We start from the raw sequence: 21,641 nt of genomic DNA on the forward strand, positions 1-21,641 counted from the left end.
TCAGAACCGGACTTCTTCGATGTCGCCGTCCGCGTCCTCGGGCGGATGGACGAGGGTGAAGTCTGGCAGCCGCGCGTCGAGCTCCTCGACAGGGGTGTCGATCGGGAGGAACTCCACCCCATCGGGCACCCACGTGCGCGAGACGTGGATGCCGAAACCACAGTGCCCGCAGGAGAACTGCGCGTACCCGATCCGTTCGGTCGCGTCGGCGACGAACACCAGGCGCAGCTCGTGGTGCCCGCAGTTCGGGCACGCCAGGTCGGGCCGGTCCGGCAGCGACTCGTAGTAGTCCCCGTAGGCGCGCTGCCAGTCCGCGTAGGACGCGTGCTGCTCGACGGCCATCAGCCTTCCCGTTCCTGGTTGAGCGTGTGGTCCTGCCACCACTGCCGGTCGGCGGCGTGTGCGTCGTCCTCCCACGCCCGCCACTCCGCGGCGGTTTCCTGGCGGCGCCAGCCCGCGCGTTCCATCTGGACCACGTGGACGTTCTCATGGTACAGAGTGCGCGCGAGGACCTCCTCGTTGACGAAGGCCGCCGGCGTGATCTCGATCCGCGCGCCCCGCCCGGCGAGCAGGGTCTCGCCGTACATGCCGCGTTTGGCCTTGTTGATCGTCACCTTGGCCTTCGGGTGCACCTGGATGCCGTACTTCTGCGCGACCAGCCGGATGTTGTCCGGCGTGACCTTCAGCTTGCCGCTCTCCCAGTAGTCGAACCGCGGGTCCAGCCGCTCGGCGGGCCACGGCTTCGGCTTGGTGTCGCCGTCCTCGAAGCGCAGCAGCCGGTCCTCGGGCCGGGTCGTGGTGCTCGGACCGGGCTCCCGGCCGGGTTCAGCGGTGTCCGGCAGCGGCGAGACCCCGTGCACCAGCGGCGCCCCGGGAGCGAGCATCCGCTCGAACACGGGAATGGTGGGCTTGACGGTCAGGCCCGGGATGACCAGCCGGATCTCGCCGTTGTCCCACACCGGCGTGGCCGCCACGTACACGTCGTGCTTGACCTGCGGCATCGACGCCAGCAGCGGCATCTTCGCGTCCGCGAGCGCGGGCAGCAGGTTCTCCAGCGCGCGCACCGCGGCACCCTGGCCGGGCAGGGACTGGGTCACCGGCAGGCCGGACACGGCCGCCAGGACCCGCTGCACGTGATCGGCGTTGCCGTGGTACCCGGCGGTCATCAGGCCCAGGTGGATGAGCGCGTTCTCCACGGTCCGCATCCACCGGGCGGCGTGCTGCGAGGGCATCCACGGGAACGAGTTCGGCACGGCCACCTCACGCACCACGCCGTCGACGAGCAACCGGACGAGGACGTGATCCGAGTCCGGCAGCGGGCGGACCAGCTGCTGCCGGACGTGGTCCGGTCGCGCGGCCGCCACCGCGCGCAGCACCTCGAAGGCCACTTCCGTCTGCATCCCGGCCCGGCTGAGCCGGCTCGCGTCCAGCGTCTCGAAGAGCGGGCGGTCGTCGGGCACCCACGGCATTTCCCGCAGCTCACCGGTCATCGTGGGGGCCAGCGGGTGGTGCGCGACGGGATAGGGGCTGGCCGGGTGCCGCGGGTCCTGGCGCGAGTACACGGAGTCCAGCAGGTTCCCGAACGCGCGGTGCACCAGCACCATCCCGCTCTTGTCCGGGTCGTAGAAGAACTCGTGGTCGGTCAGCAGGTCCAGCGCCGCGGGATCGTCCCGGTACGCGGCGGCGAACGCGGCCCGCGCCGCTTCCCGGTCCTGGGCCAGCCGCTCGGCGGGGTCCTCGGCGGTGCTCCGGCCGAAGGAGGGCACCGAGACCGCGCCGGGCTGGTAGCGCCGGAGGTCGATCACGTTCTCCTCGGCCAGGCGCAGCCCGTGCTTGCGGAGGAGCTCGGCGAGCACGGGCTGCTGCTTCGCGAACTCACGCAGCGCGTCCTCCCCCGGCGACACGAACGCTTGCTGCAGGCTGACGGGCGTCAGGTCGCGCGGCGCGGCGTACCGCGTGGCGCCGGGAGCCAGCCCGTCCGGGACGAGCGCGCCCAGTCCCCGGTCCCACTCCGCCGCCAGCGCCTCCTCGACCGCCGTCTCCGGCGGCAGGTCCGGGTGCGCGTCGACCGCGCGGGCCCGGAAGGTGTGGAGGCCGCGCCGCATCAGGGCCTGGTCGCCGCCCACCGCCTGGAACCAGGCGACCAGCTGGCGCCGGGCCCGCGGATCGGTCAGGTTCCGGTAGGTCTCGCCCAGTTCGCCCAGGTGCTCGGGATCGGCCTCGGAGGTGGTCAGCCCGACGGCCCGGGTGACCCACTCCGCCAGCTCGTGGTCCTCGGCCGCCCGGACGTACTCGGCGGTCGGCGGGAGCTGGCTGACCGGGCTGCGGGTCGTGCCGGGCAGCGGCACCGGCTTGCCGTCGCGGTCGATCATCAGCACGTCGGTCCCGAATCGCATCGGGTAGCCGGGGCGGCGTGTCATCCGCTCCTGGGGCAGCATCTTCCGTGGCTGGAACCGCGAGCTCTCCGCGGCCGTCACGGCGGACTGAGCGGCATTCGCGACGCGTGCGGCCCCGTCGACCACCTGGCCGGCGACCTTGCGGACCCCACGCCGCCGGAACGACGGGCGCTTGCCACTGATCACCTCGTCGGTCAGCCAGTACAGGGTGCCTTCGTGGTTGATCACGATGACCCCCGCGTGCGGGCCGTGCGGGTGGTCGGTGAGCCGGTGCAGCATCAGGGCCATCGCACCCGGCCTGTCCCGGAGGGCGAACTCGACCGCACCCTGGGCGTGGATCCCCGGGTCCCCGCCGGGATAGGTGCGGAACCGCGCGCCGATGACCTGTTCCACCCGGCCCGCGGCGCCCAGCTCGGAGCCGAACGGCTCGCCGTCCCGGATCCCCCGGAAGGCGGCCATCGCGGGGAGCTTGGGGATGCCGAGGTGGTAGATCGACCGGGCGGCGAGGAAGGCCTCGAAGGCCGAGATCCCCGGCCGCCACAACAGGGGGGCCCACTTCTTCGGGTGAATCCCCGCCAGGAAGGCGCCCGTCTCGTCGCGCATGATCTCCTGCAGCTTCTCGAGCATCCGGTGGATCACCGCCCGCAACCCGTCCGGCTCCTCGTAGGGCGCGCCGACCTCGGCGCTGGTGTCCGTGGCGCCGTGCGTGGAGTTCAGCGCGGCGGCCAGATCGGGCCGGACCTCGGCGAGGCGGAGCTGCTGGGCACGCGTCAGCTTCTCGGCGTCGATCGTCTTCAGGACGCGGTTGATCCACTCCTCGTCCGTGATCCCGCTCTCCGGGTACCGGACCGGTCGCGCGAGGACCGCCTGGGAGGTGAAGAAATCGAGCTCGTTCTCCCACATCCTGGTGAGCAGCTCGGCCACGGGGACGCCCTGCCACTCGGCGGTGTTCTGCATGCTCCGGACCGCCCTCGCGAACGCGGCCGGTTCGCGGGTCGTGTGCGCGAGGGCCCGCAGCTGCAGCCGGGCCAGCCGGTCGTTGACGAGCGAGTTGTAGAGGGAGGCGACCTCGGGCGGGAACGACGTGGGGTACGCCGCGACGTCCTCGTTGAGCAGCTCGGCGAGGTGGATCTGCTCGGCCAGGCTCTTCCAGGCGGCGCGATCGGTCTTCGGGATCGCCTCGAGGTAGCTCCGGGTGGGCGGGCGGGAGCTGATCTCGGACAGCTCCAGCCCGTTGATCGGCACGGCCGCGGCCACCGCCGAGGACCTGCTCGGTCCGCTGTGGACGATGACGTCGAGGGCGTACACGCCGTCCTCGTGCCCGTAGAGCGGTTGCGACGCGGCCCTGCCGTGCGCGGGGTCGAGGAACACGGGTGACTGTCCGTCGCGGGCGGCGACGGCGGTGACGTGGGGTTCGGCGCCGTCGCGGTGCACGACCACGTAGGCGAACGCGTTGCCACCGGTGCGGGCCAGGGCGTTGACGACCGTCTGGTACGCGGCGGCGATCACCTCCGCGCGCTGGGCCTCCGGCACCTGCCGGAAGTCGGCGAGGCGCTGGAACCGGCCGCCCCGGTCCTCGATGCGGCCCACCTGCTCACCGCCCAGCGGCTTGCCGGGGTCGCCGTCGGCGAACCCGTCGAACGTCCGCCGCGCGGCCACATCGATGTCGAGGCCGATCCAGTAGTCGTGGAGCACCATCGCGGCGTCCGGGTGCGCCAGCGGCCCGGCCGGGTCGGCCGGCCAGGGCGCGAGCAGCCGCACCGCGCGTGCCAGGTCGTCCGCGGTGCGCTCGCCGTTCTCGCCGAGCATCGCCTGGGCGATCGCCAGCCGGGCCCCGGGTGAGGGCACCAGGCCGGCGCGCTCACCGAGCACCCGCGACGCGCGCGCCGGCGGGAACGGCGATTCGCGCGTCATTCCACGGACCTCGCCGCGGACGACGTTGTGCACCGCCCACTCCGGCTCCGGGAGGCTGAGTTGCTCCTCCGCGGGCAGCTGACGCAGTTCCTCGCGGGTGGCGAGGTCGAGGAGGTGGTCCCGCTCGGCGAGCAGGGCGCGGGTCAGCGGCTGCAGGTGTGCCTGGGCGATGGCGTCGAAATCGCGGCCCTCGGGCAGCGAGATCGCGATGTCCCCGGCCTGTTCGCCCAGCTCGCCGCTCACCGCGGAATCCCCGTGCTCGGCGACGGCTTCGGCCTGCTGGAGCGCGAGCACGTCCAGGGTGAGGAGCCGTCCGGCCAGCGGGGCGTCGACCGCGGTCGCCTCACCGGGGCCACCCGGTTTGCCGCGGCGCAACCGCTGGAACCGGGTCTCCGGGCGCAGCTCGTGCCGGACCCGGCCGAGCCGGTCCGCGAGGTCCCGCATGGCCTGGTCCCGCCCGGTCCCGGGCTCCAGCCGGAGCCGGATCGTGCCGGTCGGCCTGGCGGGCCCGCCGGCGAATGCCGGCATCAGCCGCGGGCCGCGCCGGGTCGCGGCGTCGGTGTAGTCGACCGCGATCGGCACGCCCGACAGGTCGGCCTGCACCTGTCCGTCCACGACGGACACGTTCAGTTCGGGCAGCACCCGGGCGAGTCCGGTCAGTGCGAGGTGGAGCTGCTCGCGGTCGTGCCGGACTCGCTGCTCAGGGTCGTCCCCACGGCCGGTGCCGGTTCCCCCGTGCGTTCCACCAGCAGCGTCGTCCACCCGTTGCGGCGCGCCAGCGGCGTCGGGAACTCCACCGACAGGACCGGCCAGGCGCGGCCCGTCACCGGGTCGGTCAGGGTCAGCCCCGGCTCGATCGGGTCCCCCTCTTCCCGCCCCAGCAGCCGGATCCCCGGAAACACCGCCAGATCGTCCATCTTGGTCACCTGGAACGTCGTCAACGCTGTCTCCTCCTGTGTCGAACAAGTACGGTACGACGTCGCGGTGCGTCATCGGGACCGGAACGTAGTGGTCCGGGTCGGGCAGCAGCAACGGGCGGGGCCCGGTCCGGAGGTTCTGGACCGCGATCGCGCTGTTGCGCAGCGCGAGCTCCTCCAGGCCCGCCACGTGCCGCTTGAGCGGCGCGATACCCAGCCGGAGCTGGGCGAGGTGGGTCTGCTCGTGTCCCAGGACCTCCGCCAGCTTCGCCTCCGTCCGGAACGCGGCCGGGCTGAACCAGATCGCCCGTTCGGCGGTCACGGTCAGGGCGCTGGCCCCCTCGGCGGCGAGCAGCGCCAGGAACTCCGGATCGTCCTTGATCACGATCTCGGCGCCGGTCAGGTCCGCCCCGACCCGCGCGGCGACCCGCCGCACGGTCTCCACCGTGGCGGGCAGCGGTCCGGCCGAGGCCGGCTCCGGCGCGGCCGGCTTCGCGCCGGACTCCGCGTCGAGGGTGACCACCGTGCCCAGCCCCTCGTCCCATGCGCGGGCCAGGGCCTGCTCGACCACCTCGTCCTCGCCCACCAGGCGGAGGTCGCCGTCGAAGCGATCCAGCGCGAGGGCGCGGAACGTCTCCAGCCCGCGCACGAGCAGACCGGCGTCGCGGCCCGTCGCGTCGAACCAGGACAGCAACTGGGCCCGGGCCCGCGGATCGGACAGCCCGTCGTGGACCGCGGACACCTCCACCGGCAGGTCCAGTTCCGCCGGACCGCGCCGGAGGAGCTCGACCGTCCGCCCGACGACCGCGTGGAGGTCGTCATCCGCCATGGCACGCAGGTAGGCGGCCGAGGGCGGGACGGTGCTCAGCGGACTCGGCGCGGCGCCGGGAACCGGGACGGGCGCGCCGGTCCCGTCGATGACCACGACGTCGATGCCGTGCTCGAGGTTCTGCAGGACCGGCAGGGACTCCTCGACGCGAACGCCCTGATCGTCCCGGACCACGTAGCGGACGGACTCGCCGTGCCGCGCCGCGATGACCAGCCCGGTGGAGTCGTCCACGGACCCGCCGGACCGGTTGATCAGGACCGCCACGGCCTGCGGACCGGCCGCGGCGAGCGCGGCCTCGATCCGCCTGGTGAAGTCGCGCCGGACGCTGAGGCCCCACGAGGGCAGGTTCTGGATCCGGACACCCCGCTGCTGCTCGACCCGTCCGGAGGCGCCGAGCTCGTACCCCTGCCACCGGCCCGCGTCGTAGCTGTCCAGCGTCGGCTTCGCGGGCAACTTCGGCACACCGTCGACGTGGGTCGAAACCACCGCCGAGAACGTCTCGAACGGCTCGGCGCCCATCCCCAGGATCAGTGGACCCCAGATCGCCGGGTCCGGGGAGCCGCTCAGCGCCTTCCGCAATTTGTCCTGAGCGGCCTTGGTCACCGGCCGCAGGCCGTCCGGCCGGTCGTACGGGGCGCCGACCTCACGGGAGGTGTCGTCGGCACCGTAGGTCGAGTTGAGCAGTGCCCACAGATCCGGCCGGGCCTGCGCGAGCTGCCGCCGTTCGGCCTCCGTGGTTTCCGCGAGCACCAGCTTCCTGACCTTCTTCAGCCAGGCCTCGTCGCTGGTCGCGCCCTCGGGATACCGCATCGGTGTCTCGGTCACCTGGACCAGGGGCCCGAGTTCGGCGTCCCAGTTCTCGGCCAGCAGCGTGCTCAGGGGGATTCCGCGCCACCGCGCGGTGTTCTGCAAGCTCCGCACCGCCGCGATGAACGCCTCCGGGTTCGCCGCGGCGCCGATGGTGTACCCGAGTGCGCGCAGTTCCAGCCGGGCCCGGCGATCGCTGCCCAGGCGGTTGAACTCGGCGGCGACCTCGGGCGGGAAGGACAGCGGGTACTGCGCGACGTCGGCGTTGAGCAGCTCGTCCACGACCACCTGCTGGGCCAGCTCCATCCACCGCACGCGGTCGGCGGCGGGCATGGCGTCCCGGTAGGCGGCGGTCGGCGGCCGGGTGCTGATCTCCGACAGCGGCAGGCCCGGGATCGGGACCGAGCTGTTCCGCGGTCCGGTCTCCGTGGAATCGCCGTACACCACCACGTCCAGCGCGATCACGTCGTCGGAGTAGAGCGGGGACTCCGACGCCGTCCGGTTCACCGGGTCGAGGAAGAGCGGCTCGGCATCTTCGAAAGCGGTGACGGCGGTGACGAGCGGCTCGTGCCCGGCCCGGTGCACGACCACGTAAGCGAAGGCGGGCCCCGGTTCCCGGCGAAAGCCGTTCCGGGTCCGCGGCACATCGGCGGGCGGCGCGCCGCGGACGGCGTCCACCACCCGCTGCCAGGCGGCCTCGACGGCGCCGGCGCGATCGAGACCGTCCGGCAGCGGGTCCCGCACGTCGAACAGCCGCTGGAACCGGCCGCCGCGGTCCTCGATCCGCCCCTCTCCCCCGAGCTCGCGCCCCACCGCCCGCGTGACGTCCCCGTCGCGGAAGCCGTCGAACGTGCGCCGCGCCGCGGCATCGGTCCCGTGACCGACCACGAAGTCGTGCACGGTCATGACCGCGTCGACGTCGTTGAGCCGCGCGGTGGGGTCGTTGCCGGGTCCGTTGACGAGCCGGACGAAGCGACGCAGGCGCTCGTTCGCGGACTCCTCGCGGCGGTGGAACGACTTGTCCACGATCTCGCGGTAGGCGTCCGGCGCCGGGAGCAGCCCGCCGCGCTCCCCGATCACCCGGCTCGCCTGGACGCTCGGGAACGCGTGCGTCTCCGGTTCGGGCCCCTGGGCCGGAGCGGCTCGCCGCACCGTGTTGTGCAGGCTCCAGTCCCCGTCCGGCAACGTCTCCTGCAGGTGCGCGGGCAGTCCGGTGAGCTGTTCCCGGGTGGCGAGGTCCCTGAGGTGGTCCCGCTCGGCCAGCAGGGCGCGGGTCAGGTCGCTCAGGTGACGCCGGGCGATGGCGTCCCAGTTGCCGTGCACCGCGTTCGCCAGCTCGTCGGCCTCGGCGTAGAAGTCTTCCAGCGACACGTCGTAGCCGGACTCCGCGATGGCCTGGGCCTTGTGCTCCGCCATGACGTTCAGTGAGGCGAGCAGTCCGGCGACGTGCGGGCCGACCGCGTCCGGCGCATCGGGCGCGGTGCTGCGGAACCGCACGGACTTGCGCACCAGGCCCGCCGGGCGCAGCTCCTGCCTGGCCCAGCCGAGCTGGTAGCCGAGGTGGCGGGCGGCCCTTTCCGGCGTCGCGCTCGCCTCCACCTCGATCTCGATCACCTTCCGCCTGCCGGAGCGGACGATGCGGCCCCCCGGCGCCGGGTCCTCGGTGAACACCACCCGGACGGGCACGTCGTCGAGCAGGATGGTCCAGTCCCGCCGTCCGTTCATCCACGCGGTCAGCCCCGGGATGATCTTCGACAGCGGCGCCACCGCGTGGAAGGCCCGTGTCTGCTCCGGCCACGAGTGCACCCAGAACCGGGACGCGCTGGAGCCGGTGTCGAAGAGGTACTCGACGACCTCCTCGTCGTCGCCGGTCTCCGGCAGCAGGCGCGGCTCGGTGATCGGCGGGTGCGCGGGCCGGCCGTGCAGGCGGTCCACCGCGGCCTGGCCGCCGGCCCCGGCGATCTCCTCCAGCAGCTCCACCACCGGCCGCACCGGCCGGATCCCCTGCCTCAGCTGGTCGACGTGCGTCAGCTCGTGACCGAGCACGCGCACGAGGGTGTCGATCGACTCGAAGGCCTCGGGAGCCAGCCAGATCTCCCGGCCCTCGTACCGGGTCGGGGTGACTCCCTTCTGGTCCTCGCTCCGCATCAGCCGGAGCAGATCGGGGTCGTCGATGACGCGGAGCGTGACCCCGGTCAGGTCCAGGCCCGCCCGGGCCGCTGCCTGGCGGGCGGTCTCGACCGACGGTTCGACCGGGCCGGCGGGCAGCGCCGGCGCCGATGACCCGGCCTCGCGCACCTGCTGGTCGAGATCGGACCAGGCCCACTGCTCCGGAAGCTGCTCGACGCGAACACCGTGCCGCGCGAGCACCTCGGCCGCCGACTTCGTGCCCTCGGCCAGCACCTCCCGCAGCACCTCGACCGTCTTCGGCGCGTACCAGCCGGCCGCCTCCGCGAACTCCAGCAGGTCCAGCATCTGACGACGGCTGTACTCGGCCGTTTGCCTCGCGAAGTACTGGGCCAGCTGGTCCCGGTCCGCCGACAGCACCACGCCGTCGTAGGCGTAACCCTGGCGGTACAGATCGAGGTCGAGGGACTCCCCGCGCCCGGCCCACATCGTCGTGCGCATGTTCGCCCAGCTCGACACCGCCGCCCACACCATCTGCAGGGCGAAGTTGCGCAACTTCGGCTCCGGCCGGAGCACCTCCGTGGTGCCGCGGTTGACCGCGCCGCCGACGTTCCCCGGTCCCAGCTCGTTGACCAGCAGCGTCCGCCCGCGGGGCATGCCGGCCGCGCCGCGGTGGAACACCTCGGCGATCGGGGAGATCGCGTCCAGCGCCTCGGTCACGTCCTCCCCGACGACGAGGAAGCTGGAGTCGGCGGAGTTGCGGACCACCCGCGTGCGGTCACCGGGCACGCCCGGCAGGAAGTGGACCCGCAGGTGCTGCCGGTGCGCGCCGCGCAACTTGGCGAACAGCTCGAAGGGCCCCGGCCGGGGCACGCGGTCGATCCGCAGCACGAGGTGGTTGTCGCCGTGGTCGACCACCTCGGCCAGGTGCTTGACCCGGCGCGCCAGCTCACCGGTGTCCCGCATCCGGCGGATCTCCGCGATCGCCGTGCCGGGCGGGGCGGCTTCCGGCCCGCGCCGGGCGAGGATCTCCCGGGCTTTCGCGCCCAGCACGGGGTCGTCGAGGTGCCGGCCGAGCAGCGCCCGGAGCCGGCTTTCGGTCTCCCGCGCCTCGGTGGCGGTCGCCCACGCCACGTCGTCCATCACACGCGGGGTCGCACCGGTAGCGGGCATCTCCTTCCGCATCTTGACCCCGTACCGGTCGACGGTGGCCCGGGCGGTGACAACCCTCATGGCGCCGTCCGCGGTCCGCTGGGCGGCCTCCGCCGCGGACTGCCCGGCCGCGACGGTATTGCCTTGTTCGAGGCTCGCCACGGCGTTCACGGCGCCACTGCCCATCGCTCGCCCGAACGCGGCCATGGCGAGCTGCCTGCTGCTCCGGCGGTGCAGGAACCGCTCGCGCGCGATGAGGTCGTCGGTCTGGCGGTGGATCCAGGTCGTGAGGTCGTCCGCGGCAATGCGGCCGGCCCACTGCGCGGGCAGGTAGGTGTGGAACTCCCGGACGTCGGTGACACCCCGCTTGTAGATGGCCGAGTGGGTCGTCATCGGCGCGACCGTGGTGGGCAGGTCGTCAGCGACGCGGAAGGTGAACCGCAGCTCGCCCGGCACCTTCGGGGTGTGCAGGCGCGGGTGCGCGGTGACGACCACCGTCAGCCCGTCGCCCTCGCGGATCGCCGCGGCGATCTCCGCCGGGGTGAACGCCTCACCCGAGTCCTTCCGCTTCGCCTGCTCCTCGGCGGCGGCCGCCGTTTCCCGGGCGGCCCGCTCGGCCTCCGCCCTGGCCTCGACGAGCGCGTCGGTGGCGTCCCCGGCCTTCTCGGCGGCGGCGACCGCGTTCTTGGCGGCCTCGCACTCGGCCGCCGCCCGTTCGGCCACGAGCTCCTCGGCGGTCAGGAACCGCGCCGCCTTCACCCCGGGACGGGTGATGGCGCGGGCGGCCAGTTCACCGGCGGCCCGTGCGATCAGCTCGGCCGGATCGGCGGGCACCAGGGGCCGCTCCGGTTCCGGGGGCAGATGCGAGTCGATCTCCGCGCGGACGCTCCGGACGATCCCGTGTGCGGTGTCCATCAGCCGCAGCGCGGTGTCGGCCGCCTGGATCTTGGCGCCGACGCCGATGATCTCCTGGAAGCCCTGGCGCTCCCGGACGCCGTCCTCCCACAGCTTGAACGACAGCATCAGGTCCGACCAGGTGCGGAACCGCGAGTACATCATCCCGCCGCGGGTCCCGGCGCTGCCGGCGACCAGCGGCGCGATCAGTTCCGGGCTGCCGGCGGCGATGTTGAAGGCGGCGGTGATCGCGGCTTCCAGGGGCAGCGTCGGGAAGTGCTCCTTGGCCAGGGTCGTCAGCGTGGGCTGGATCCACATCTGCTCGCCCTTGACCACGACGTCCACCAGCTGCTCGGACAGGGCGGCGCGAACCGCGTCCGGCCCGCCGAGGAAGGCGTTCGGCGAGATGCCGATCCAGTAGCGCTGTTCCCGGGCAGGGACGTGACCGCCCTTGAGCATCTGGTACGAGCGCTCCAGGCGGCCCACCACCAGGGAGACCTTCAGCGTTTCCCCGCTCGGCAGTTCGAGCACGAGCGTTCCGGCGTCCCGCACGGACTGCGTGCCCGCGTCCCGCGACGCGATGCGCTCGTCCTCCCAGCGCACCGACCGCATCCGGGCGAACGTCTGCCGCAGATCGGTGCTGTACAGATAGGTTTCCGGGAACGCGCCGTCCGCGATCCGGGCCGCGACCTCCGCGCCGGCGCGGCTCATCAGCTCCTCGAACTCGGCCAGTTGCGCGGTGGTCAGCTGGGCCGGCCGCTCGGGCGGGGCGACGTCCGGCACGGGGGTGCCGGCGAGTTCGGCCAGGGGCCGCAACGCGGTGCTCGTGTCGTACTCGCCCTGGGCGAGCGCGCTCGCGTTGGCGCCGAAGCCGCGTCCCATGAGTGCCGCGTCCTGGCGGCGGAACTCGTTGTACGCGTCGACCAGCTTGGCGTAGGAGATGTGGTCCGCGACCGGGCCGGCGAGGACGGACCACACGAGGTAGGCCGCGCGGCCGGCCAGGTAGATGCTGCTGAGCCCCTGGCCGCTCAGGATGGCCGCCAGCGTCCCGGCGGCCACGCCGGCACCGCCGCCGAGCTGCGCCATCAGGTTGGCGCGGATCGGCACCCCCGCCGAGGGCTGCTCGGACCGGTAGGCGGCGATCTGCGCCGGGAGGATCCGGTCCCGGGCGGCGTCCGCTTCGGCACGGGTCGCGTCCGGCCGCACCACGACGACCACCTGGGACGCCTCGATCAGCGGCACCGGCACCGCCGCCGGAACCGGCAGGTCCCGGCCCTCGGTCGGGTCGGACCCGTGCCGCTGGATGAACGCCTCGAGGTCCGCCTCGGTGGAGATGGTCACGCCGAACCGGTCTTCGATCCAGTCGGCCTTGGTGCGCAGGCGGAACTCCGCGGCCAGCGGGTGCGTGCCCGCCTCGATCTCGGCCAGCGAGGGCCCGACCTCGGTCCGCAGGGTGAATGCGGCGCGCGGCAGCCTGCCCCCGGACGACTTGTCGGTGCCCGACCACCAGCTGACCTTGTCGACGTTGTGGTACGACCGCTCGGCGGCGTCGACCGGGTCCGGCCGTTCCTGCTGGTCCACGGGCGTGTACAGCGCCATGACCGGGAGTTCGGCCGTCTGCGTCACCCGCACGTGGTAGATCCGGTCGTCGAGCACCCCCTTGGTGTCCGGGAAACCGAGCCCCTGCTCGCGCAGGCTCCGCAGCCAGTGCGCGAATCCGGGCGCCGGGTGCTCCTCCGCCGTGCGGAGCTGCGCGAGCAGCTTCAGCGTCGCGAAGACGTCGGTGCCGCGACCGCGGAAGCGGGGGTGGGTCAGCAGGGCGTCCTCGACGAGGAGGAACCGCTCGTCACCGCGGCCGACCGCCTGGTTCAGCCCGAGGCCGTGGTCGCGACCCGCCGCGTCACCGCTCACCAGGCGCTTGAGGTCGTCCTCCAGCGCCTGGAGCTCGGCCACCGCCTGCGGGTCGGCGTGGCCGGTGAAGTCGCGGGCCCTGGTTCCGGCCAGGCCCCGCGCGGTGAGGGAATGCACGACCCGCTGGTGCTGCTCGGCGAGGCCGAACAGCCGTTCCAGGGCAGCCAGGTCGCGTTCGGACAGTCCCGCGACCGTCAGCGGGCCGTCGCCCACCGGATCGGCGCGCAGCATCTTCCGCGTGTCCTGGGCCGGGTCGATGCCCTCGTCGTGCACGGCCAGGCGCGGGTTCTCCTGGTGCACCCGGTCGAGCGCCTCGGCTTCCCGCGCGAGTTCCGACAACGCCGCCGCGAACGGGGTGTGCAGCTCGTCGGCGCGCCGCAGGGCACGGTCCAGCCCCCGTCGCGCGGCCTCGGCGCGCCGGTCGGCGGTGGCCGGCGAGACCGGCCTGCCGTCCAAATCCGGCAGCGGTTCGTTCGCCTGCTCGGCCGCGCGGGCCTGCTCGGCGATCCCGGTCCACAGGGTGAACCGGACCAGCGCGACGGCGGCGCGGGCCAGTTGCGCCCGGTGGTCCTCCCGGCGGTTCCGGATCTCCTCCAGCAGCCCGGCCAGCCGGCGGTACCGGTCGGTGAGGGCGGCCTCGGTCCGGCTGTCCCCGGCCTGGTGCCGCGCGATCAGCTCGTCGAGCTGCCCGGACAGCCGCTGGACGCGGGGTCCCATCGCGTCCAGCAACCCGGTCAGCGGCGCCGCCAGTTCCTCGGCCCGCTCGACCGCGGCGACCGGGTCGCCGAGCCGCTCGGTCACCTCGGCCAGCGACGCCCAGCCACGACGGGCCGCGTCGGCGAGCGTGACCAGTTCACCGAGCTGCGCGCGCACCGCCCGGTCGGCCGCGAACGCCCCGGCCGCCGTGTCGTGTGCGCCGTGGAACAGGAACGGGACGACCTCGCCCTCGGGGGCCGGCAGCTGGTCCGGCTCCACGATCGGTGGACGGGCGTGGCGGCCGTGCAGGCGGTCCACGGCCGCGTCGCCGTGGGCTTCGGCGTTGCTCTCCAGCAGGGGGACGAGGTTCGCGGTCGGCCGGACGCCCAGGCGCAGCTGGCCGACGTGCGCCAGCTCGTGCCCGAGCACGCGGGCCAGCGTGTCCACCGACGCGAACGCCTCGGGCGCCAGCCAGATCTGGTCCTCGGTGAACGTCGGCGTCATGCCCAGCACGCCCTCCTCGCGCATCAGCGCGAGGATCTCCGGGTCGCTCACGATCCGGATCCGGACGTCGGTGACGTCCAGGCCCGCCTGCACCGCCACCGCGCGGGCGGTTTCCACCGACGGCTCCAGCGGGCCGGACGGCAGTTCCGGCCGCTCCACGTCGGGCTCGGCGGTGAGCGGGCCGGAGACGTGTTCCTCCACCGCCAGCCGGACCTGGCGGACGGTGAAGACGCGGCCGGTGCCCCACAGCTCGTGCGCCCGGTTCAGCTTGGCGGTCAGGTCCGCCACCAGCTCCGCCTTGCGCTCGGGGGACGTGTCCCGATCGGCGAACGCCTCCGCCACCCGGATCGTGTCGTCGATCGCGGACTTGATCTGGAAGTGCGCGCGGTGCCGCGGCAGGTCGTCTTCCCAGCCGGCGATCGCCTCGGCCGGCATGACCTCCGCCCAGCGGCGGAGCAGCCGGGCCTCCTCTTCCGCCGTGTACCGCATGAGGTGCAGGTGCCGCGCCATCTCGGCGACCGGATCGCCGTAGAGCGCCAGCTCCCAGTCCAGGAAGGCGGCGCCGTCGTCCCGGACGAGGACGTTGCCCCGGTGCAGGTTCATGTGCACCAGGCCGAACGGCCGCCGGGTCAGCTCGCTCCAGCCCTCGCGCACGGCCGCCAGCGGCCGCTCCGGCACGGCGAAGACGTTCAGCAGGTCGCCGTGCTCCGCGACGGCCCGCGCGTGCACCTGCTCGGTCAGGTCGGACAGCCGCCGCCCGAACGAGGCGGTGTCGCCGCTGAGCGGCCAGCCGTCGGGCAGTGGCGGCAGTTCCGCCGCCCGCACCCGGCTCGCTTCGGCGAACAGCCGCGCGATGGCGTCGAGCGTGTGGTCCGGCACGGGCTCCCCCGGCGCCAGCGTGCGGCCCTCCTCGAAGGTCTGCACCTGGTTCGCGCCGAGCGACTGCCACATCTGGGAGACGTTGGGCAGCTGGGTGGCCATGCCGGGCAGCACCGGCCGCAGCCGGGCGAGCAGGTCCGCCTCGTGCCAGACGCGCAGGTCCACAGAGGACGCGCCGTCGACCGGGATGCGGACGTTGACCGGTCCGAAACCGGTTTCGACGCGCACGTTGCGGTTGTAGAAGCCTGCCGCGCCCGGCTGAGACCGGGCCAGGGCGATGACCGTCTCGCCCCACCGTTCACGCAGCGCCAGGTGCTCCAGGTCGCGGTCGGCCGGGTGCACGTCCAGCTCCCGCATCTCGGTCTCGATCCGCACCAGCAGCTCCTCGGCCTCGCGCCGGGCCAGTGCGGGCGGCTCGTTGTCGCGCACGTGCTGGTCGAGATCGGACCAGGTCCACTGCTCCGGCAACTGGTCGGCACGGACACCGTGGCGCACGAACACCTCGGCGGCCGACTTCGTGCCCTCGGCCAGCACCTCCCGCAGCACCTCGACCGTCTTCGGCGCGTACCAGCCCGCCGCCTCCGCGAACTCCAGCAGGTCCAGCATCTGACGACGGCTGTACTCGGCCGTGCGCTTGGCGAAGTACTGGGCCAGCTGGTCGCGGTCCTCGGACATGACCGCGCCGTCGTAGGCGTAGCGCCAGCGGAACTGCTCGCTCTTGAGGAAGTCGCCGCGGCGGAACCAGCTCGCCGAGATCACGTTGACAGTGGTCGAGACGATCCCGGACAGCGCCTGCATGACCATGTTCCGCACGGTCGGGTCCGCCGGCGCCGCCTCCCCGGGCCGCTTCGGCTTCGGGGCCGGCCGCAGCACCTCGGTGGTGGCGCGGTTGAGGAAGCTGCCGACGTTGCCCGGGCCGAGCTCGTCGAGCATCAGGTTGAGCGCGCCGGGCACGCCGGTCGGGCCGTGGTGGTACACCGCGACGATCCGCGAGATCCGGTCGAGCGCCTCGTCCACGTTCTCGCCGACGACCAGGAAGTGCGAGTCGATCGCGTTGGCCAGCACCCGCGTGGGCTCGCCCGGGATGCCGGTGACGAACCGGAAGATCAGCTGCTGCCGGTGCGCGCCGCGGAGCTTGGCCCACAGTTCCTTCGGTCCGGGTTTGGCGACCTTGTCGATGTGCAGGACGAGCTCGCCGTTGCCGTACCGCAGCACCTTCGCGAGGTGCTTGACGCGTTCGGTGAGTTCGCCGCTTTCCCGCATGCGCTCGAACTCCTCGAACAGGGCGCCGGGCTTGGGCAGCTCGGCGCGGCGGTCGAGGATCTCCTGCGCCGTCTTGCGCAGCGCGGGGTCGTCCAGGTGGCTGCCGAGCAGCTCGCGCAGGTCGGCGTCGGTCTCCCGGACCTCGGTGGCCAGGGCCCAGGCCCAGTCGTCCATGACGCGGGCCGTCGCCACCTGCGGGTTCAGTTCCTTGAGCATGCGGGCCGCGGTCCGCTCGATGGCGTTGCGGGCGGTGACCATCCGCATCGCGCCGTCGACCGTCCGCTGCCCGGCTTCGGTGGCGGACTGCCCGGCCGCGGCGGTGTTGCCCTGTTGCACGCTGACCGCGGCGCTGACCGCGCCGCTGCCCATGGCGCGGCCGAACGCGGCGATGCCCAGCTGGCGGATCTCGCGGCGGTGCATGAACCGTTCCCGCTCGATCAGGTCGTCGGCGTGCCGGTGCATCCAGCTTTCCAGGCGCTCGGCCGTCACCCGGGTGCCGTCGGCGGTCCACTGCGCGGGCAGCCGCATCACGAACTCGCGGACGTCGGTGTTGCCGTTCTTGTAGATCGGCCCGTGGGTGAGCATCGGCGAGACGTGTCCCGGCAGTTCCGCCGTGGCGCCGATCTTGACGCGCAGCTCGCCCGGCACCTTCGGCGTGCGCAGGCGCGGGTTGGCCGAAATCACCACCGTAAGCCCGTCACCCTCGCGGACCGCCGCGGCGATCTCCTCCGGCGTGAAGGCCTCGCCCGCGGCCTTGCGCTTAGCGGGTTCCCTGGCCGCTTCGGCCTTCTCCTCGGCGACGCGCTCCGCTCGGATCTCGGCCGCCTTGGCCGCTTCCAGCGCGGCGACGGCGGCCTCCGCGGCCACGACCTTCTCGGCCAGCACGTCGGGCGAGGCGTTCTCCTTCTCGGCCGTGCGCACCTCGTCCGCGGTCTGGTCGACCGCCTTCTCCGCCGCGGCGACGGCCTTCACGGCCTTCTCGTGTTCGGCCTGCGCCTTTTCGGCCGCGACCTCCTCCGCGGTCAGGAACCGCGCCGATCGGATGCCGGGACGGGTGATCGCGCGGGCGCGGAACTTCTCCGCGGCCTCGGCGACCAGGCCGGGCACCGTGTCCGGCGCGAGCTCCACCGCGGGTTTGGCCGGCAGGTGCCGGGCGATTTCGGCGGCGACTCCGCGGTTGACCGCCACACTGGCGCCGACGAGCTGGACCGACGTCTGCGCCATCTGGATCTTGGAGCTCGCGCCGATGAGCGCCTTGAGGCCCTGGCGTTCCCGGACCGCGTCCTCCCACAGCTTCCGGGCCAGCGCGTTGTACTTGAAGTTGAGGTAGCGCGACGACATGAACCCGCCGCGGGACCCGGCGCTGCCCATGATCAGCGGCGTGATCAGCTCGGGGCTGCCCGCGGAGAGGTTGAACACGGTGGTGATCGCGGCTTCCAGCGGCAGGGTCGTGAAGTTCTCCTTCGCCAGCGACTGCAGGGTGGGCTGGATCCACAGCTGCGAGCCCTTGGTCACCACGTCCACCAGCTGCTCGGCCAGCGCGGCGCGGATCGCGGCGTCCCCGCCGAGGTAGGCGTTGGGGGACACGCCGATCCAGTAGCGCTGTTCCGAGGACGGCACGTCGCCGCCCTTGAGCAGCTGGAACGAGCGCTCCACGGCGCCGATGACCAGCGAGACCTTGAGCGTCTCGCCCGTGGGCAGCTTCAGCACCAGGGTGCCGGCGTCGCGCACGGACTGCGTGCCCGCGTCCTGCTCGGCGATGCGCTCGTCCTCCCAGCGCACCTCCGTCATCTCCGCGAAGGTCTTCCGCAGCTCCGCGTTGTGCAGGTAGCTCTGCGGGAACCGCTGCGCCGCCACCTGCTCGGCGAGCTCCGCCCCGAGGCGGGTCATCCGCTGCTGGAGATCGGTCAGCTCGTCACCGGTGAGCAGCCCTGGTGCTTCCGGCGGCGGCGCGTCCGGCACCGTGGTGTGGGTCAGCTCGGCCAGCGGCTGCAGGGTCGTCGCCGTGTCGTGCGCGCCCTGGGCGAGCGATTCGGCGGTGGGGCCGATGCCGCCGCGCATGATGAACGCGCGCAGGCGGCGCATCTCGTTGGCGGCCTCGGTCTGCTTGGCCATCGAGATGTAGTACGCGGCCGGGGCGACCGCGGTGGACCAGCCGAGGAAGACCCCGCGGCCGATCAGGTAGATGGCGCTGAGTCCCTGGCCGAGCGCGAGCGAGGCGAGCGTGCCCGCCGCGACACCCGCGCCGCTGCCGAGCTGGACCAGCAGGGTGGTCCGGGCCTGGACACCGGCCGTGGGCAGCTGCGAGCGGTAGGCGGCGACCTCCTCGACCAGCAGCCCGCGCAGCGCCGGGACCACCTCGTCGCGGCCGGCGTCGGGGCGGACGGCGACGATCAGCTGGCCGCCGTCGACCCACATCACCGGCACGATCGCCGGCATGTCCAGCTGCACGCCCTCGGTGGGATCGGAGCCGTGCTCGGCGATGAACGCGTCCAGGTCGGCGCGCGTGGTGATGCGGACGCCTTCGTGGTGCTGCTCGATCCAGTTCGCCTTGGCCCGCAGGCGGAACTCCTCCGCCAGCGGGTGCGTGCCCGCCTCGATCTGCTCCAGCGACGGGCCGACGTTGAACTGCAACGTGAAGCCGGACCGGAACAGGCGGCCGCCGCGCGAGGCGTCCGTGCCCGACCACCAGGTCACCTTGACGACGTTGTGGAACGACGGCTCGGCGGAGGCCACCGCGTCCGGCGGCTCCTGCTCGTCCACCGGAGTGAACAGCGTCTTGATGGCGAACTCGTTGCTCTGCTGCAGGTTGATGGTGTAGAGCCGGTCGTCGAGGACGCCCTTGACGTTCTTGTCGCCGAACTTCTCCGTCAGCGTCGCTTCGAGCGCGTACGCGAGCCCGGGTGCCGGGTGTTCCGCGGCCGTGCGCATCTGGGCGAGCAGCGTCAGTCCGTAGTAGACACTCCCCCGGCGGTCGCGGAAGCGCGGGTGGACCCGCATGACGTCTTCGAGCAGCTTGAAGCGGTGGTCGCTGCGGGCGATGCCGACGCTCAGGCCGAGGCCGTGGTCCTCGCCGGTGGCGTCCCCGTTGACCAGGCGCCGGAGGTCGTCCTCGACCGCCTCCAGTTCGGCCACCCCGCGCCGCACCGCGGGCTCGACATCGGTGAGGCCGGTGAAGTCGCGGGCGCGGGCGCCCTCGTGCCCCTGCTCGTTGAGGAACCGGACGACCCGCTGGTGCTGCTCGACGAGGTCGAAGATCCGCGCGACGGCGGCCAGGTCGCGCTCGGACAGGGTCGCCGCGGTCTGCTTGTCCTCGCCGAGGGGATCCGGGCGCAGCGCCCGCGACCCGTCCTGCGCCGGGTCGAGGTCCTCGCCGTGGGCGGCCAGCCGCGGGTGCTCCTCGTGCACGCGGCGCAGCGACTCGATCTCCCGCACCAGCTCGGACAGGGCCACCTCGAACGGCCGCCGCAGCTCCTCGGCGCGCTGGACCGCGCGTTCGAGGTTGCGCTGCGAGATCTCGATGTACCGCTCGGCGGTCGCGGACGAGATCGCTTCGCCGTCCAGGTCCGGCAACGGCTCGTTCGCCGCCTCGGCGGCGCGGGCCTCCTCGGCCGTCTGGGTCCACAGGTGCAGCCGGACCGGGGCGGGGTCGGCGCGCTCCAGTTGCGCCTGGTGGTCGTCCCGGCGGTTGCGGACGAGCTCCAGCACCCCGGCGAGGCGGCGGTACCGGTGGGTCAGGGCGACCTCCGTCTCGGTCTCCCGCGTCTCGTGCCGCGCGATAAGTTCGTCGATCTGCGCCGACAGCGCGTCGAGGCGGGGTCCGAGCGAGTCCAGCACGCCGGTCAGCGGGGCGGCCAGTTCCTCGGCGCGTTCGACGACGGCGGCCGGCTCGTCACCGCCCTCGGTGGCTCTGGCCAGGGCGGCCCAGCCGCGCTGGTGCGCCCCGACCAGCGTCGCCAGCTCGTCGAGCTGGGTCCGCACGCGCCGGTCCGGGGCGAAATCGGGCTGCGTCGCGGGTTCCGGTGTCTCGGGCAGGTGGTGCATCGCTTCGGCCGTCGCGAGCTCGGCGGCGACGTCGCGCTGGGCGAAGCCGTCGGTGACCGCCGCGCCCATGAGCTGGCCGACCATCCACGCGGCGAACTCCGGGCCGTGGGCGTGCAGCGCGGCCTGGATCCGCTCGGGCGCGCCGGCGGGGATGTTCCTGCCCTGGTGGTACAGGTCGAGCAGCGTCCGCGCGGTGCGGGCGAGGCGGACCTGCTCCGCCTGCGGCAGGCGCGCGATCTCCGCGCGGGCCGCCGGCACGAAGTCGGCGTCCGAGCCGGGCAGCAGCGCGGCCGCGGGCAGGCCGGCGGGCAGGCTGTGGAACGCGTCGCCGATCGCGGTGGGCTCGGCTTCGGCGAACTGCCTGCGGACCGGGCCGGTGACGAAGTGGTCGCCCAGCACCAGCAGGGCGGCGACCTCGCGCAGGCGCAGCAGGTCCGCCTGCGTCAGGCCGGCCGGGATGCCGGCCCGCGCCAGCCAGGCCGTGAACGCGGGGAGATCGTCGGCGCGGAACCCGAACCACGGCGCCGCGTCGGCGAGCGTCCGCGGGACCGGGCGCGGCGGGGTCGCGTTCAGCGCGGCGTTCAGCCCGGTGCGCAGATCACCCTGCCAGCGCTGCGCGAGCCGGGCCAGGTACTCGGCGCCGTGGATGTGCGCGACCTCCACGGCCTGGGGCAGCAGGTCGCCGAAGGTCCGGTGCAGCGCGGGCAGATCGAGGTCCTGGGTCAGCAGCGCGTAGGCGTTGTCGCCGTGCGCCACGGTTTCCCGCAGGACGTCGAAGGGCACCGACGGCGCGCGGCGGGCCGGCGTCACCGGGATCTCCGCGCCCTGCCACGCCGGGTCGAACCGGTTGACGGTGAACGGGTCCTCGCCGCGCCGGGTGGTCCGCGGGGCGACCGAACCGTCCGGCGCCGGCTGTTCGGCCAGCATCCGGAGGGTCTTCTCGGTCAGGTGGTCGGCCTGCACCTGGCGGATGCCCAGCCCGGCCGGGAGGTCGGCGGCGATCCGGTCCAGGAAGCGCGTCATCTCGGCGAGGTCCCGGACCGGGGTGTCGCCTGCTTCGCGCTGCCGGGCCATCGCCTCGAGGATCATCAGGCGGCCGGCGAGATCCGGCGTCAGCCCGGGCTTCTTGCGGCCGAGCAGCCCGGCGAACAGGCCCTGGCGCTGCTGCTTCAGCTCGTGCAGCGACCGCCCCAGGTGGTAGGCGATCTCGCGGCCGACCTGGCGGGGGCTCAGGCCCGCGGCGAGTTCCACCTGGATCCGGTGGTCCCCGTCCTCGGCGATGACGGACGACCGGGCGACGACGGGTTC

The 21,641-nt window shown here is 73.4% G+C and carries 2 protein-coding genes (1 of these 2 running past the window's edge); both read right to left on the reverse strand.

Features of this window, described 5'->3' with window-relative positions:
* On the reverse strand, window positions 1-342 hold the full coding sequence (locus D0D28_RS06370) for a hypothetical protein (RefSeq protein ID WP_094004911.1): 342 nt from the start codon (window positions 340-342) through the stop codon (window positions 1-3).
* On the reverse strand, window positions 342-21,641 hold the 3' portion of the coding sequence (locus D0D28_RS06375; RefSeq protein WP_116110047.1) for a toxin glutamine deamidase domain-containing protein. It continues 10,449 nt past the right edge of the window; the window shows 21,300 of its 31,749 coding nt (coding positions 10,450-31,749); the start codon falls outside the window, past its right edge — the gene reads right to left on this strand; it ends in the stop codon at window positions 342-344. Before D0D28_RS06375 ends, D0D28_RS06370 begins: the two co-directional genes overlap by 1 nt.

This window comes from Amycolatopsis ruanii, from assembly GCF_003385175.1.
Taxonomy (GTDB): Bacteria; Actinomycetota; Actinomycetes; order Mycobacteriales; family Pseudonocardiaceae; genus Amycolatopsis_E; species Amycolatopsis_E thermalba.